At 61.4% G+C, this 14,707-nt stretch carries 14 protein-coding genes and 1 riboswitch; of the genes, 4 read left to right on the top strand and 10 right to left on the bottom strand.

Annotated features, from left to right (window positions below):
• Complete coding sequence (locus FEU76_RS02310) at positions 1-381, bottom strand: hypothetical protein (protein ID WP_144980014.1); 381 nt, start codon at positions 379-381, stop codon at positions 1-3.
• 105 nt (positions 382-486) lie between these two features.
• On the opposite strand from FEU76_RS02310, the gene FEU76_RS02305 reads away from it, so the two are divergent.
• Entirely contained in the window at positions 487-1,272 is a 786-nt protein-coding gene (locus FEU76_RS02305; protein WP_039175837.1) for a DUF1499 domain-containing protein, read from the top strand.
• Here the strand turns inward: FEU76_RS02305 and FEU76_RS02300 are convergent.
• The 4 genes from FEU76_RS02300 to FEU76_RS02285 all read right to left on the bottom strand — a co-directional run bounded on the left by FEU76_RS02300 (position 1,267) and on the right by FEU76_RS02285 (position 6,100).
• Entirely contained in the window at positions 1,267-1,893 is a 627-nt protein-coding gene (locus tag FEU76_RS02300; protein ID WP_039175834.1) for an SDR family oxidoreductase, read from the bottom strand. The two genes, FEU76_RS02305 and FEU76_RS02300, sit on opposite strands and share 6 nt — an antisense overlap.
• A 124-nt stretch (positions 1,894-2,017) precedes the next feature.
• On the bottom strand, positions 2,018-4,183 hold the full coding sequence (locus tag FEU76_RS02295; RefSeq protein WP_260851334.1) for a methyl-accepting chemotaxis protein: 2,166 nt from the start codon (positions 4,181-4,183) through the stop codon (positions 2,018-2,020).
• A gap of 65 nt (positions 4,184-4,248) precedes the next feature.
• Entirely contained in the window at positions 4,249-5,397 is a 1,149-nt protein-coding gene (locus FEU76_RS02290) for an ABC transporter substrate-binding protein (protein ID WP_260851333.1), read from the bottom strand.
• 91 nt (positions 5,398-5,488) lie between these two features.
• Positions 5,489-6,100, bottom strand: coding sequence for a flavin reductase family protein (locus FEU76_RS02285; protein WP_144980008.1), 612 nt, complete (start codon positions 6,098-6,100; stop codon positions 5,489-5,491).
• A gap of 128 nt (positions 6,101-6,228) precedes the next feature.
• On the opposite strand from FEU76_RS02285, the gene arfB reads away from it, so the two are divergent.
• Complete coding sequence (arfB, locus tag FEU76_RS02280; protein ID WP_039175823.1) at positions 6,229-6,645, top strand: alternative ribosome rescue aminoacyl-tRNA hydrolase ArfB; 417 nt, start codon at positions 6,229-6,231, stop codon at positions 6,643-6,645.
• 49 nt (positions 6,646-6,694) lie between these two features.
• Positions 6,695-6,895: a DUF1289 domain-containing protein gene (locus tag FEU76_RS02275; RefSeq protein WP_039175821.1), complete on the top strand. Its 201-nt coding sequence runs from the start codon at positions 6,695-6,697 to the stop codon at positions 6,893-6,895.
• On the opposite strand, the gene FEU76_RS02270 is transcribed toward FEU76_RS02275, so the two are convergent.
• Together FEU76_RS02270 and FEU76_RS02265 are read right to left on the bottom strand one after the other, a co-directional pair.
• On the bottom strand, positions 6,885-7,946 hold the full coding sequence (locus FEU76_RS02270; protein ID WP_144980005.1) for a proline racemase family protein: 1,062 nt from the start codon (positions 7,944-7,946) through the stop codon (positions 6,885-6,887). The two genes, FEU76_RS02275 and FEU76_RS02270, sit on opposite strands and share 11 nt — an antisense overlap.
• Complete coding sequence (locus FEU76_RS02265; protein ID WP_144980003.1) at positions 7,943-9,121, bottom strand: alcohol dehydrogenase catalytic domain-containing protein; 1,179 nt, start codon at positions 9,119-9,121, stop codon at positions 7,943-7,945. The genes FEU76_RS02270 and FEU76_RS02265 overlap by 4 nt, the downstream gene beginning before the upstream one ends.
• Before the next feature lie 339 nt (positions 9,122-9,460).
• On the opposite strand from FEU76_RS02265, the gene FEU76_RS02260 reads away from it, so the two are divergent.
• Positions 9,461-10,645 carry an MFS transporter gene (locus FEU76_RS02260; protein ID WP_144980000.1) on the top strand — a complete coding sequence of 395 codons (1,185 nt, stop codon included), beginning with the start codon at positions 9,461-9,463 and terminating at the stop codon, positions 10,643-10,645.
• A 38-nt stretch (positions 10,646-10,683) separates the two neighbouring features.
• On the opposite strand, the gene FEU76_RS02255 is transcribed toward FEU76_RS02260, so the two are convergent.
• From FEU76_RS02255 to FEU76_RS02245, 3 genes are all read right to left on the bottom strand, one after another.
• Entirely contained in the window at positions 10,684-11,652 is a 969-nt protein-coding gene (locus FEU76_RS02255; RefSeq protein WP_096921288.1) for a magnesium transporter CorA family protein, read from the bottom strand.
• Positions 11,649-13,100, bottom strand: coding sequence for a diguanylate cyclase domain-containing protein (locus tag FEU76_RS02250; protein WP_144979997.1), 1,452 nt, complete (start codon positions 13,098-13,100; stop codon positions 11,649-11,651). The genes FEU76_RS02255 and FEU76_RS02250 overlap by 4 nt, the downstream gene beginning before the upstream one ends.
• A gap of 83 nt (positions 13,101-13,183) precedes the next feature.
• Entirely contained in the window at positions 13,184-14,557 is a 1,374-nt protein-coding gene (locus FEU76_RS02245; protein ID WP_039175811.1) for a sodium:solute symporter, read from the bottom strand.
• A riboswitch (TPP riboswitch) is annotated at positions 14,547-14,650 on the bottom strand. (Overlaps the previous gene by 11 nt.)
• Between the last annotated feature and the right edge of the window lie 57 nt (positions 14,651-14,707).

The raw sequence follows: 14,707 nt of genomic DNA, 5'->3' as shown, positions 1-14,707 counted from the left end.
TCAACGGAGATTCATGGCCCCCTCGCGCTCGGCCAGGTAGTGCTCCGCGTGGGTCGCGGGGTCCTGCGGAAAGCGCCCCAGCGCCACGGCCTTTTCGAAAAACCCGCTGGCCGGACGATCTTCGCCACGCCGACTGATGACCAGCGCCGCGACCAGGGGCCGCCCTGCCGCCACGTCCTCTTCCATGAGCCATTCAAGCGCATTGGCCACTTGCGCAATGGTGCCCGGCGGGGTGAGCCCCAGGGCAGCCGCCACTTGCTGGTAGGTCATGGGCAGGGCCTGCCGAGGCGCTTGCTCGATCAGCGCGCGCACTCGGCCGGCGAGCAAAGCCGTTGCCTGCGTGGCGGTCACATCCGATGAAGAGTGTCTGGGTGAGTGCATGGAGCGTCCCTCATGGCGGCATCTTGGGTCAGGCGGGAAAAGTGGCCACGCTACCACATCGCTGGCTATGCTGGGCAGACACGTCATGTTTCCAAGGGGAAAGGGATGGCCAGAGCATTCACAAGAACATTCAGCCGTACACGCAACAAAAGCCGCTGGCCCAGCGCGCTGGTCTGGCTGAGCCTGGTGGCGCTGTTGGCGGCCGTGACCATGATGGCCATCGCTGGCCCGGCGTATCGCTGGCAATGGGTAGGGCTGGGTGAGGCATTTACGTTGCTGCGCAATGGTGTGTTCACGGCCATGGCCGCGCTGGCCTTGAGCGTGCTGGCGCTGCTCATCAGTGCGTTCACTCGACGGGCAGGCACCGCGGGTGCGGCACTGCTCGTCCTGCTGGCCACGGCGGCGCTGCTGTACTTGCCTTGGCAGCAGTGGCAACGTGCCCAGCAGGCGCCTGTCATTCATGACATCACCACCGATACGCAAAATCCGCCGGCTTTCGTGGCCCTTCGTGAAGCCCGCGAGGCCGCCCCCAATGCCGTCGACTACCCCGGTGATGCCACGGCAAGGCAGCAGCAAGCCGCCTACCCTCGAATTCAGCCGCTGCAGGTAGCGGCCGATGCCGTCACTGTACTGGCGGCGGTGCAGGCGGAAGTCGAGGCAGCAGGCTGGCAGATTGCCGACATCGCTCCAGACCGCCTGGAAGCCACGGCCACTACCCGCTGGTTTGGCTTCGAGGACGATGTGGTGATTCGCTTGACCGAGCAGCCAGCGGGTACCCGAGTGGACATGCGTTCAGCCTCTCGCCTGGGTGCCAGCGACGTGGGCACCAACGCACTGCGCATCGAGACCTTCATGGCTGCCCTGAATGAGCGCCTGAGTGACGCGTTATAACAACGCATCGATGGGGCGTTTGCCATCCAGCAGGGTAATGTCGCGGTCGATGATCGAAGGCGTCTGCACCACCCTCAGCAGCGCATGGGCCACGTTGGCACGCGAAATGCGATTGTCGCCCGCTTCTTCCACGCTGCTGGCAAACTTGTGGCTGGGGGGATCATCGGTGAGCCGCCCCGGCTTGAGAATCACGTAGGAGATATCGCTATGGCGCAGGTGGGCGTCGGCAGCGAACTTGGCCGCCATGTACGGTCGCATGTTCTGCGGGGCTTCCAGAGGTTTTTCAGCGCGCAGCGCACTGACCATGATATAGCGTGACAAGCCGCGCTGGCTGGCGATATCCGCTGCGCGGATGGCACCGAACAGGTCGATCAACAGGGTTTTGTCAGGCCCGGTGTGCGGCCCCGACCCTGCCGTGAACACCACCTGATCACACCCTTCGAAGGCATGCTCCAGCTCACCCTCCAGGTCGGCGATCACGGTAGGAATGCCGCGTTCTTCGAACCATGCCGCCTGCTCTCGGTGACGAATCATCGCCTTGACGGGCGTGCCCGCCTGTTTGGCCAAGGCACAAAACTGCTGGCCAATCTGTCCATTGGCCCCTATCACTAGCGTCGTCATCTTGCCTCCTTGTCTTGATTCACTCTTTATCAGTGTAGGCAAGTGCAGCAAAGTTCAACCGATTGAGAGGCAAACAGCGAACGCCGGGGCGTTCGCTGTCGGGGAAAGGGGGATGGAGAAGCGCTTATTTCAAGCGAGCGGGCTGTGATTGAGCATGTCCTCGAGACTGGGACGGTGATTGAGACAATGACTGAGACAATGACTGAGACAATGACTGAGACAATGACTGAGAGGGCAGCGCCGCAGGCTGACGCCCGGCATCGTGGCTCACCTGAAAGCGGCTGACCAGGGAGTGCATGTCCCCCGCGCGCTCATCCAGCGTGTGGCTTGCCGTGGTGGCTTCCTGTACCAGCCGTGCGTTCTGATGGGTCACCTGATCCAGTTGCGAAATCGCCTGATTGATCTGATCGATGCCGGCCGACTGCTCTTTGGTGGCATCGGCGATCTCGGTCACATAACGGGTGACCTCGGTGAGGCTGTCGATGATCTCTTGCAGGTGCTGGCTGGAGGCCGTCACCAACTGCTCACCTTCACTGACTTTTTGGACGCTGTCATCGACCAGATGGCGAATCTGGGCAGCCTCTTCGGCACTACGCCCCGCCAGCTTGCGCACTTCCTGGGCGACCACCGCAAACCCACGCCCTTGTTCTCCCGCGCGGGCTGCCTCGACCGACGCATTCAGTGCCAGCAGGTTGGTCTGGAAGGCGATATCGTCGATGGCCTTGATGATCGAGGTGATTTTCTCGCTGGCCTGGCGAATGTCGCTCATGGCAGCAGTGGTACGCTGGGCAACATCCCCCGCCGAGCGGGCACGCCCATCGACGTTGGTGCTGGCATCTTTGGCCTGGTCGGCGTAGTCCGCCGTCTGTTTGACCGTGGCGGTAATCTGTTCGAGGCTGGACGCGGTTTCTGCCAACGAAGCCGCCTGCTGGTCGGTACGCTGTGACAGGTTCTCGTTGCCTGCGGCGATCTGGCGGCTGCTGGAAGCAATGGCTTCGGCGCTTTCGCGGATCTGTGCCACCATGGCTTCGAAGGTGTCCATCATCTCATTGAAGGCCTGGGCGGTTTGCCCTGCTTCATCATTGTGGGCCAGGGCCAGACGCATGGAGAGGTCGGCATTTTCACCCGCAGCACCGCTGATGCTTTCCATTTGACGGCGCATGGCGACCAGCGGACCCAGTACCCGCACCATCGTGCGCCAACCAAAAATGGCCAGCACGCCGATGACGCCCAGCGTGACCAGTACCAGCAGCGTGCGCCCGGCGTTGGCCAGCGTTTCCGCTTCACTGCTGGCACTGGCGGCGCGCTCGACCGTGTAGGCTTCGATATCGCTCAGTACGCCCTGCATCTCATCGGACGCCTGTGCCACGCTGGCCAGCGCCACCTGTACCTGCTCGCCTTGGGCCAGCTGCTGCTGGCGCAGGTCATAAACGGAGCCGGTATCTTCCACCATCAGGGCATGCAGGTCGGCAATCACCGAGTCCAGTTCGGCGATCAGCGCGCGCTGTTCGACGGTCGTGCTGGGTGCTTCTCCCATGGCAGCCAGCGACTGGCGTGCCAGGGTTACCTGTTGGGCAATCTCATTGGTACGCAGGTTGACCAGCGCATCCACGCTCTCCACCTGCATCATCTGGCGCCCAAGGTCGGATAGCGTCGCCACGGCCATGCGGGCATTGCCGCTCAGCCGTCCAATGTCCACCCGAGGAGCGAACATGGTGTCCAGCAGTTGGGTCGGTAGCGAGGTCGTGCCCTCCTCACGCCAGGCTTCCATCAGCTCACGCTGACGGCGCTCTTCACGCACCTGCGCCAGCGCCGTGCGACCGGCGATGTCTTCGGCACTGTGCATGACCGTGGTGATGGCAGCCTGCATCTGTTGCAGCTGGGAGACCATTTGTGCCGAGAGATTCAAGGCTTCACGGCGTACTTCTTCCAGTGTTTCATCACCCGCCAGCAAGCTCTGGTAGTGAGTGTCCAGTGCACTGAGCTGGTTCGATAGCGCCGATTGGCTGCTGCGCTCCAACCCGTCTCGCGCACGTGCAAAGCGTTCGTTCAACGCGCTGCGCGAGGTCACGCCGTCAAGGGCCGCCTCGCTGTCGGCCGCCAGCAGGTCGGCATGACGCTGACCAAACGCGCCCATGGTCAGTACCATGCTGCGGCTGGCATCCTGCAAAGGAAGTACATCGCTGGTGATGAGGTGCTGAACGTTGATCAGCCGCTGATTCGTCATCCAGCCGGTGCCCGCCAGTACCATCGCGCCCAGAACGGCGGCAGCGAATAGGCTAATGAGCATGGCTCGTATGCTTATCGTCTTTTTCATCAGGGGTATTCGCTGTGTCAGTGGTTATGCTATTTGAATTATGGTGCAACGCTTGCCCAATCGACCGGCTCGAACTGTCCGTTGCGAATGATCGTGGCCCACACGGCATCGCTGGCCTGATGGTCTCCTTCCCCCAGGGTCAGCGGCTCACCTACGCCAATATCGATGGTGCCCAATCCCAGCAAGCCTTCCACGATGGCTTGCCGATTCGGATTTTCTCCGGCGGCTTTCACCCCTTCCACGAACAGCTTGGCAGCCAGATACCCCTCCAGGGAGATGAAATCCGGCTCGCTGCCGGGCACATGCGCCGCCAACGCCTGGCGGTACTCTTCTACCGCTGGCAGGTCAGCATCCAGTGGCGGCACGACCTGAGTCACGATCACCCCTTCGGCCAGTGGCCCCAGCGCCTCCAGCAGGGCTTGGCTACCCACGAAAGAGACGTTCAGAAACACGGTCTCCGGCAGGTCCTGACGCGCTTCGCGGATAAAATCGGCAGCGGGGCCAAAGGTGCCGACAATGATCACCGCACGAGGCACGACAGGTGCCTGAAGAATGGTTGCCAGCCCTTGGTGAACATTGCGGGTACCGCGTGTAAAACGGCCGTGGGCCAGCTGTGAGGTGTCGGTAAAGCCCTCTTCGTGCAAGGCGCGCAGCGCGCCATTGTAACCTGCATCACCAAAGCTGTCGTTCTGCGTGAAAAAGGCAATCTCTTCGGGCTGGATTCCTGCTTCCAATAGCCCCGCCACCATGGCGGCGGTTTCCTGCACATAGCTTGCCCGGTAGTTGATCACATAGCGGTCGGGGGGTGAACGACGCAAAATGCCAGCGCCAGTAAAGGCGCCGTACAGTAGCGTGTTGTGCTGGTTATGAATGGGAATGGTCACGGCGGCAGTGGGCGTGCCGACGTTACCGATAGCCGCCAGCAAAGCGCTGTCACTGACCAGCTGCCGCGTATGCGCGGCGGCGGGCAGCGGCGAGTATTGATCGTCGAAGGCTTGCAGTACCAGCGACTGCCCGTTGACGCCACCTTCGGCATTTACTTTGGCAAAATAAGCCTCGATACCCTGCTGCATACCCGTGCCCAAGGGAGCCGCTGCACCGCTCAACGGTGCCACGATACCCACCTTGAGCTCCGCCAGAGAAAGCGGGGAAGTGAGTAAGCCCGCTACCAGAAGCCACGTTCTCATTTTGTGCATTGCTTTATCCTCAGGGTGCTTTGGACAAATATCGGCACAAACCGCTACGACTTTAGTCGCCCAAGAGGGCGTTTTTCGGCCTCTAGCCAGGTCGGTCCAGGGCAAAGCGGTCGCTGACTCTGACATAGTCGCTACCTGCCAGGCGCCCCACCGGCTTGAGCGTGTCCAGATGCACGTGGCGGCCATCCCAGACGGTCTCATCGGCGTGGATCGACACCACTTTGACCAGAATCAGGCTGCCTGCCAGCGGCTGATCTCCGAAGCGGATCACCTGTACTCGCTGGCAGCCAAAGGCGATGGGCGCCGCCGCAATACGCGGCACGCTCACACCAGGCATGACAGCCTTTTCCAGCCCTGCCAGGGCAAACTCGTCTTCCTGGGGCGGCAGGCTGGCACTGGTGGCATTGAGCGCCTCGATCAAGCCTTCGGTGCCCACATGCACCACGCACTCGCCGACGTCTTCCAGATTGCGCAGCGTATCCTTGGGCTGGGCGCTGCCATCCAGCAGCGGTGCAAAAGCCAGAATGGGAGGGTCGATACTGGCCACGTTGAAAAACGAAAACGGCGCCAGATTGGCATTGCCCTGGCCATCCTGGGTGGCCACCCAGGCAATGGGTCTGGGGCAAATACTGCCCGACAGCAGGCGATAGAGCGTTCCGGCGCTTAGCGGCGAAGTTTCCAGCAGGGTATCCATGAAGACTCCTTATCAGGCCATAGGAACCAGGTAATCATTGTTGTAGAGACCGAGTGTTACTAGGCCGTCGAGCCGTCCTGCTGTCAAGTGTGCTAGCCTTGTCAACTCATGGGTTACCAGAGAATTGAATGCTCACTATTTCCAATAGCGTCACGCTGGCCGATTGGGAAATCGATATCAGCCAGATTCGTGCCCAGGGGGCGGGCGGCCAGAACGTCAATAAAGTCGCCTCTGCCGTGCATCTGCGCTTCGACATTGCGCGCTCGACGCTGCCCCCTACCTACAAGGAGCGGCTGATGGCGCTGTCCGACCAGCGGATCAGCAAAGAGGGCGTGGTCATCATCAAGGCGCAGAGCTTTCGCACGCTGGAGCTGAACAAGGAAGACGCCTTGAACCGCTTGCAGGCGTTGATTCAAAGCGTGGCCCGTACGCCGAAGACACGCCGCCCTACCAAGCCCACCAAAGGCTCCCAGCGGCGGCGGGTGGATCACAAGACCCGCAAAGGCAAGATCAAGTCACTGCGTGGTAAAGTGCCGCTGGGTTGACGCCCTCCGTGAACCCTTCCCCCACTTCGAACCGGATACCACGCCCCCCATGCTCAACCAGCCTCGCCCTGTGTCACCCTGCCGCCATATTTGCCAGATCAACCCCGAGACGGCGCTGTGCAGCGGCTGCGGGCGCACTCTGGATGAGATTGCCTGCTGGGGCAGCATGACCGATGCAGAGAAAGCGCCCGTCTGGACGCGTATCGAACAGGCCGGTTACCTGGACATCGGCGATGACGCTACTCCTTGACCGGCGCAGGCTGGGCGTGCCGATCACTCAAGATATGGTGCAGCTCGCCACAGGCGACCATCGGGTCGTCGCAGTTGATCACGATGGTGTAATCGGCCAGCACATAGCTGCGCCCGGTAATGGTATTTTCCACCACCTGATAGGCACCTTCCTGGTGGGTGCCTGTAAAGGTGCCGATAAACCCGGTTTCTCTCAACGAGACGGTTTCCAGCTTGTCGCCCGGCGCCAGCCGCCCTTCATGATGCATCAGCGCCAACCGCGCCGAGGTGCCGGTGCCGGTGGTGCTGCGGCAAATCACTCCGGGGTGTACGTAGGTGGCAGAGCGCGAACGCACATAGCCCTGCGCCACCTGCTCCTCAGGACCCATGAAGTGTAGAAAGGGCAGCGGCCCCACATCGCCCAGAGTGTAGTGGGAAAACCCTCGGTGGGCCTGGATGGCCTCGATGATCTTGTGGGCACAGGCCGCCAACGCGGCCTCTTCGTCCCGTACCAGCTTGAAGCCCAGCGCCTCGGCATCGACCAGCGCGTAGAAGCCACCGCTGTAGGCAACCGAGTAGGTGACGTCGCCAATGCCCGGTACCAGAATCGTATCGCGATAGCTGTCGATATAGCTGGGCAAGCCTTCACAGGTCACCGACTCGACGACGCCGTTGCGCACCCGCGCTTCGATCTGCACCAGGCCTGCCGGGGCTTCCAGCTTGAAGCGCTGAATCCCCTCCTGTTTGGGCACGATACCCATTTCCAGAACGGCCGTGGCCGTGCACAAGGTGTTGGAGCCTGAGTAGATCGGGTAGCCCATCACCTCCATGATGATGTACCCCGCCACCGCTTCAGGGTGAGTAGCAGGCACCAGCAGGTCGACCGACATTTCCGGAATGCCATAGGGCTCGCCCAGCAGTAGCTGCCGGAGGCCATCGGCGTCGTCACGCAGATACTCCATTTGCTGGCGCACCGTGCTGCCCGGAAGCGTATCGATCCCGGCGGTGACGATACGGCTCACGTCGCCCCCCGCGTGGGTGTCCAGCAGCTTGATGGTATGCACGGTATTCACTGGCGAGGCTCCCGTTCCGATTGAAGAGCGGCAGATTGGAGAGCAGCCGACTGAAGCGCGAACGGCGCCCCATGGGCCTCCCACTGGGCATCGGGCACGATCACGATCTTGCCCAGATAGTCGCTGCCGCGATTGACGAAGTAGCGCTCCGCCGCGTGCAGCTGCGACAGCTTTAAGGTCCCGTGCAGCACCGGCTTCAGCTCGCCGCTGCGAATCCAGGCGATCAGCTGTTCGGCCTCTTCACGGGTGCCATGGGAGACCCCGACGATTTGCACCTGATACAGGTAGATGCGCGTCCACATGATTTCGCTGAGATTGCCACCGCTGGCACCGGCGATGGCCAGCCGCGGATACGTGGCGCGCTGCGACATATCACTGATCATGGTGTCGATGAACAGGTCGGTCATGTCGCCCCCCACCAGGTCCATGACCGCATCGATGGGCCGCCCTTCGGTGGCGTGCAGCACGCGCTCGACGAAGGTGGGCAAATCGCCTCGGTCGATCACCGCCTGCGCGCCCAGCCCGCGCAGGGCATCGGCCTTGCTGGGCTGGCTGACGGCATAAGGGATGGCGCCGATGATGCGGCACAGCTGAATCAGCGCCGTCCCTACACCTCCGCTGGCCCCACTGACCAGCACCCGCTCGCCAGCCCGCACGTTGGCCGCCGTCATCATGTGGTAGGCGGTCTGATAGGAGCACATTCCCATGGCCGCCAGAGGGGCATCTGGTAACTCAGGGTTGGCGATGTGATGAAACTGGTCGGCAGGCACCACGATATATTCCGCGAAGCCCCCATCGGCACCATGTCCGTAGTAATCCGGCATCAGATTGATGTCGCGACGGTCATCGGGGTAGAGATTGAAATCCAATAGCCCACGTTCACCCACTCGCTGCGCATCGACGCCCTCGCCCACCGCCACGATGTGCCCCACCACATCGGCCCCCTGGATACGCGGAAAGCTCAAGGTGGGGGCACCGCCCATGGCGAACGAGGTGACCTCCTCCTTGCCCTTGGTGGGATAGAGCCCTTCGCGTGCCTTGCGGTCGGTGTTGTTCTTCGCTGTCGCCGTGACGCGCACCAGCACCTGACCGGCCCCAGGCTGAGGCGTGGGTACGTCCTGCCGGTAGTGCAACATGTCCACATCGCCATGACCGGTCAGCAGCATGGCCGACATGCTGGAGGGGATAGCAGTGGCGGCACTGGAAGTGGTGGAAATGGAAGTGGTGGAAATGGAAGTCTCGGAATCATTGGCAGCGTTGGTGACAGGTGAGGTTCTGCGGTCCGTATTGGCCATGGGCTGGCTCCTGATCGGTGCATATACCACGACAATAACAAACGCCCGGTCAGGTTCAAGACATCCAGCCGCAACAGCGGCCAACGATACCGGGATCGCTTCCCTACCGCTTGCGCCGTTTTCTCCCTGGGGCGTCAACTTTTCGCCAATGGTGGCCAGCCTCGAAAAGGGTCAAGCTCATCGTTCATGGGCGCCTCCCAGACTCTGCCAAGGAACGGTATGCTTCACTTCAGCTCTGCCTATCACCGCCGCCTGACCTGGACCTATTTTGGTCTATTCATCTCCATTGGCATGACCGGCGGGCTGCTGGGGCCTGCCCTGCCCCATCTGGCAAGTGCCAGCGGCTCTTCCATGAGTCAGATTGCCGTACTGTTCACGGCTCGGGCCATGGGCAACATGAGCGGTGCCCTGGTCACCGGACTGCTGATGGACCGCTTCAATGGGCATCGTGTGCTGCTGATCATGGGCATACTCACCGTGGCCGGATTGGCGCTGGCGCCCTTGAGCCCGCTTCTCGTGTTGCTGGCACTGCTGTTCATGCTGCTGGGGTTTTCTGAAGTGTCGCTGAACGCCGGGGGCAATACGCTGCTGCTGTGGCTGCACCGAGACGCCGCAGGCCCCAATGTGAGCGCACTGCACTTCTGCTTCAGCGTTGGCAATATGCTGACCCCGCTGGTGATGGTGGCAGCGCTGTCGCTGACTGGCCAGTTTCACTGGACCTTCTGGGTAGTGGGACTTTGCGTCGCGGGCATGCTGTGGCCACTATCACGCTTTGCCAGCCCCACCATGCCTAGGGCGACCTGCGGGGTGAGCGAAACGCCCGCCCCACGCAAGCATCGCGACCCTCTTCTGCTGGGGATTTTTCTGCTGCTGTTTGCACTCTACGTGGGCATCGAGGTGACGTTTGCCGGCTGGGTGACGGCGTATGGCGCGCTATCGGGGCTGCCCGACGAGCAGGCCACCCTGCTGGCAACGCTGTTCTGGCTGGCCCTCTCGGCAGGACGCTTGCTGGCCATTCCTCTGCTGCGCTGGTGTGCGCCTTGGCAAATACTGGGGGCGTGCCTGACGATGGGGCTCGCCGCGGCCAGCGGCTGGCATGCAGGTATGCTTTCGCTTGCCGCAGGGGCGCTGCTGTTTGGCCTCTCTGCCTCGGCTTTTTTCCCCACGCTGTTTGCGCTATGCAACCACACCATGGTGATGCGGGGCCGCACCACCGGGGCCATCTTTACGGCAGCGGGCTGCGGAGCGCTGATCATTCCCTCGCTGACGGGCCCACTGCTGGACACCGCCGGACCCGGCGCTTTCCCCGTGCTGCTGGCCTCGCTATGGCTGTCGATCGGTCTTGCGCTGTGCCTGCTGACGCTGCGACTGCGGACTCTTGCTCGCTCTGCTGCCGACTTTTGACACCGTATGGCCGAGCGCAGCTCGTTTTCGGACAGTGCCTAGAACCAGGCTTTACGTTTGAACAACCAGATCAGCAGTACGCCAATGGTCACCATGACGCCCCAAACGAAGAAGTAGCCATACTGGTAGCCAAGTTCGGGCATGTATTCGAAGTTCATGCCGTAAATACCGGCAATAAAGGTCAGCGGCACGAAAATGGCGGTAATGACGGTCAATACCCGCATGGTGATGTTCAACTGATGCGACGAAATCGAGATGTAGCCATCCACCAGATCACCACAGATGTCGTAATACATCTGGGTCAAGGAGTGCAGGCGCTCGAAGCGCTCCTCCACATCGGTGATGGCATGCAGCGTCTCGCTCTCACCCCGGGGGAGGTGCGCGTAGTCGTAAGCCGTCAGCTCCTGAGTGATGCCCTTGTGGTAACTGAACACTCGCCGCATCTTGACCAGCCGAGAGCGGTACGCGGTAATCCGACGCATCAGCACGTCATTGCCGTTTTCCAGCAGCTCGTCTTCCAGGTCACTCAGTTCGGTCTCGAACTCCAGCAGGCTGTCGATATAAAAGCCCGCCGAGGTATACATGACGCGCAAGGCAACCTGCTCGGGAGAACGCGACAGCAGCCGCGCGCCCTGGTCGTTGAGTAACCGTTCGATACTCAGCGCCAAGCCAGGATGCAGCGTGACCAGAAAGCGCTCGCCAACGAAAAAGCACAGCTGCTGAGGCACGAAGTTGAGCTGAGCATCGAAGGAGGAAATGCCTCGATAGATGATCAGCGTATGATTCTCGAACTCTTCGATCTTGGGTGGATGACGCACCTTGTGGGCATCCTGAATCGCCATGGGATGGCAGGAAAATCCCTCGAGCACCTCGCGCTCGCTGGCTTCACTTTCGCCCTGCATATCGACCCAGATATGCGCGCCCTCCTGGCGTTTCCAGACATCGATCAGCGAGAGATCGCCTTCGCGCACTTCTCCCTCTGGTGTGGTCATCAGACATCGAATCATGTGCTTTCCTTGAATTGGCTGGCGTCGGGTGAAGGCAGTGCAGGGCTTGCCAAGCGCGTTTGCGCCTTGCCGGCTCGCTTGGCTTCGTACATCGCCACATCGGCTCGCTTCAACAACTCTTGCGGGGTTTCTTCTGCCCCGGGGACATACTCTGCAATACCGATACTGGTGCTGACCTTGAGCACGGTATCACCTATGGATAGGGGGACTTCAATGAGCTGGATCAACTTCTGCGCCAGCGGCGCGATGGCATCGTTCTCTATATTCTCCAGCACCAGAACGAACTCGTCCCCTGCCCAACGGGCCACGAAGTCCGTTTCACGCACGGCGGTTTTGAGGCGATTGGCGATGTCTCGCAATAGCTCATCGCCCATGGCATGGCCGTACAGGTCATTGATTCGCTTGAACCCATCCAGGTCGAGAAACAGCACCGCCAGCGGTACGAGACTGCGTCGAGCCCGCGCCATGGCCTCAGGCAAGCGTTCGTCGAGGGCTCGGCGGTTGGGCAACTCGGTCAAGGCATCCTGCCTGGCCTCCTGGTCACGCAGGCGAGCCAGCTGCTGCCGCTCGGTGATGTCGTGTATGAACAGGCTGCGCCGCCAACGCCCATTGAGCTCGTAGCGCTTGTGGCGTATTTCTACTGGCAAACGTCCTCCGTCTCGACGCCGTGCTTCCCACTCGATGGGTGAAGCATCGTCTTCCCGAGGCACGCCAGCAGGAAACATCAGGTCGGTAATGGAACGAGTCAACGCCTCCTTGCGCGACCAGCCGAACATGGTATGCGCTGCGTGGTTCCAGTCCAGAATACGGCCACGGTCGTCGATGCTCAGGTAGGCGTCGTAGGCCGACTCGATGACCAGATTGAGCTCGCGGGTACGCCGCTCTATCTGCTGTTCCAGGCTGTTGTGCAGCGCGGTGAGGTCACGTTTGAAACTGGCATTACGCTTCTCTTCCTGTATCAAGCGCTCGCGCAAATGAATTTCACCGGACACCACATCGGCCAGGTCTTGCAACGCAGTGAACTCCTGGGGGCTCAGTTCGCGAGGGCGCGAATCCATGGCACACAGGGAGCCCAATACCAGACCTTGGGTGGTTTTCAGAGGGATTCCGGCATAAAAGCGTATGCCGTCGGGTTTGATGACATAAGGGTTGCTGGCGAAGCGCGGATCCTGAAGCGCATCGTTGACGACCAGCGGCGCTTCCGCCAGCACGGTATAGGCACAGAACGCCACGTCGCGCGGCGTTTCCGAAAGCTCCAGCCCAACCTGGGACTTGAACCACTGGCGGTCGCTATCCACCAGCGTGACGGTAGATTGAGGGACCCCCAGCAGGACCGTCACCAACCGAGTGACTCGGTCGAATACAGGTTCATTGGGGGTGTCCAGCAACGCCAGCTCTTGCAAGGCGGCAATACGCAGCGCTTCATTCGATGGCAACAGGTGGCTCATGGTCGTTACACCTAATGTCGTTAACACCCCCTGAACATCATAACGTGAAACTTGTGAGCCTGCCTAACGCCTTGATTTTTTTGTCACCGCTTACCCACAGGGGTACTCCAGGCCACGATGACGCTGACCAGACTAGAGAGCAGCAGCGCTCCCAGGAAGGGCCCGAGGGTGGGAATACTGCCAGGAAACGTGGCAGCCATGATGCCCGCCATCAAGGAGCCTTGACCCAGCCAGCCCGGCAATACCGCCCCCACCAGGCCCGCTACGCCACCGCTGATGGCCGCCAGTGGCGTCATGCGCTGCCACAGGCCCAGCAGCACTGGCACCACGATGGCCGCACACAGCAAATCGGCAATCAGGAACAGTCTCAGCACCGACAGCCCCTGCAAGGCGATGAGAATCACCGGTACCATCAGCAGTACCGTGATCCAGCGTGCCTTGTTCAAGGCATGTGGCTGCTCTCCCGTTGCCCACAGCGACGCAATGCCGTTTTGCAGCGTATCCACGCTGGAGGTCACCAGCGTCACGGCCAGCACCAGTGCCGGTAGCGTGATCCAGACAGGAGCCTCTGCCAACAGGGCAAAAAAGGGCATCGGCGGCTCGCCGAGGTTCACACCGCTCAGCGCTGCCATCATGCCGACTCCACCGATGACCATGACCACGGCCACCGTCATGCCGCCTCCCAGCCATGCCCCACGGCCAAGACTGGCGCTATCCTGAGCCGCCCACAGCCGCTGCCAATAGCCCTGATGGAACAGGTTGGCTGCGGTCACGGCAATGACCAGTGTCAATGCCACGCTCAGCGAAGTTCCCATGGGCAAGGCCGGCAACGCCGCGTCACTGGGCATGGCAGGCAAGCGCCATAACGTTACGCCCGCCACGGCACATAGCAGGATCAACAGTAGCCAAGCCTGCCAGCGGTCGGTGGCCAAACTGGCTCGCAGGCCACCCAGAACAGTATAGACGAGGGTCGTCAGCGCTACGCCAATGATGACCCAGGCAGGTGGAACATCTGACAGTAGCGCGGTAATGGCACCGATGGCCGTCAGTTCAGCCGCCAGGAAACACCCCATGTACGCCACGGAGGCCAGCGTGACACAGTGGCGAACCCCTTTCCCGTAACACACCTCGGCGAACTCGGCGATACTGCGCCCGCCTGGCAGCGCCCGACGTATTCTGGGCCCGTAGAGCCCCAGCACCAGAAAGGGCAGCGCCGACCCCAAGGCATAGCCCAACAGAGCCACCGGCCCCACGAACGCGCCGATTTCAGGAGGCGCGAAGAGAATCCAGGCCCCCATCCCCGACGCCAGAAAAGAGAGCCCCAGGGTGGTTGCCGTCTGCGAGTTGCGCGCCGTGACATAGTCATCCAGCGAGCCTCCCCCAAAACGTGCCCGAAGGCCTAAAAAAGCAAAGCAGCACAGCGCTGCGCCCAGCACAGCAGACGTCAGGTACGGCATGTCGCGCTTCCTCCGCCGGTATTAACCGGATCAGGTTCCAGGGTCTGCGTGACGCGCATTCTCAGCCCGTAGTGGGCTCCCCTGGCGACAGTGAATGAATGAAGGCGGTATCTTCACTGAAAGGGGAGCCCTGGTAAAGCGTTACGCTGC

It is taken from the genome of Halomonas sp. C22, assembly GCF_007655045.1.
GTDB lineage: Bacteria > Pseudomonadota > Gammaproteobacteria > Pseudomonadales > Halomonadaceae > Vreelandella > Vreelandella hamiltonii.
This window is presented reverse-complemented; position numbering and strand designations above follow the sequence as displayed.

What these genes read in the sequence shown, in the direction of transcription:
- FEU76_RS02310 (WP_144980014.1), bottom strand. Translation starts at nt 381, where the DNA reads ATGCACTCACCCAGACACTCTTCATCGGATGTGACCGCCACGCAGGCA.
- FEU76_RS02305 (WP_039175837.1), top strand. Translation starts at nt 487, where the DNA reads ATGGCCAGAGCATTCACAAGAACATTCAGCCGTACACGCAACAAAAGC.
- FEU76_RS02300 (WP_039175834.1), bottom strand. Translation starts at nt 1,893, where the DNA reads ATGACGACGCTAGTGATAGGGGCCAATGGACAGATTGGCCAGCAGTTT.
- FEU76_RS02295 (WP_260851334.1), bottom strand. Translation starts at nt 4,183, where the DNA reads ATGCTCATTAGCCTATTCGCTGCCGCCGTTCTGGGCGCGATGGTACTG.
- FEU76_RS02290 (WP_260851333.1), bottom strand. Translation starts at nt 5,397, where the DNA reads ATGAGAACGTGGCTTCTGGTAGCGGGCTTACTCACTTCCCCGCTTTCT.
- FEU76_RS02285 (WP_144980008.1), bottom strand. Translation starts at nt 6,100, where the DNA reads ATGGATACCCTGCTGGAAACTTCGCCGCTAAGCGCCGGAACGCTCTAT.
- arfB (WP_039175823.1), top strand. Translation starts at nt 6,229, where the DNA reads ATGCTCACTATTTCCAATAGCGTCACGCTGGCCGATTGGGAAATCGAT.
- FEU76_RS02275 (WP_039175821.1), top strand. Translation starts at nt 6,695, where the DNA reads ATGCTCAACCAGCCTCGCCCTGTGTCACCCTGCCGCCATATTTGCCAG.
- FEU76_RS02265 (WP_144980003.1), bottom strand. Translation starts at nt 9,121, where the DNA reads ATGTCGGCCATGCTGCTGACCGGTCATGGCGATGTGGACATGTTGCAC.
- FEU76_RS02260 (WP_144980000.1), top strand. Translation starts at nt 9,461, where the DNA reads ATGCTTCACTTCAGCTCTGCCTATCACCGCCGCCTGACCTGGACCTAT.
- FEU76_RS02255 (WP_096921288.1), bottom strand. Translation starts at nt 11,652, where the DNA reads ATGATTCGATGTCTGATGACCACACCAGAGGGAGAAGTGCGCGAAGGC.
- FEU76_RS02250 (WP_144979997.1), bottom strand. Translation starts at nt 13,100, where the DNA reads ATGAGCCACCTGTTGCCATCGAATGAAGCGCTGCGTATTGCCGCCTTG.
- FEU76_RS02245 (WP_039175811.1), bottom strand. Translation starts at nt 14,557, where the DNA reads ATGCCGTACCTGACGTCTGCTGTGCTGGGCGCAGCGCTGTGCTGCTTT.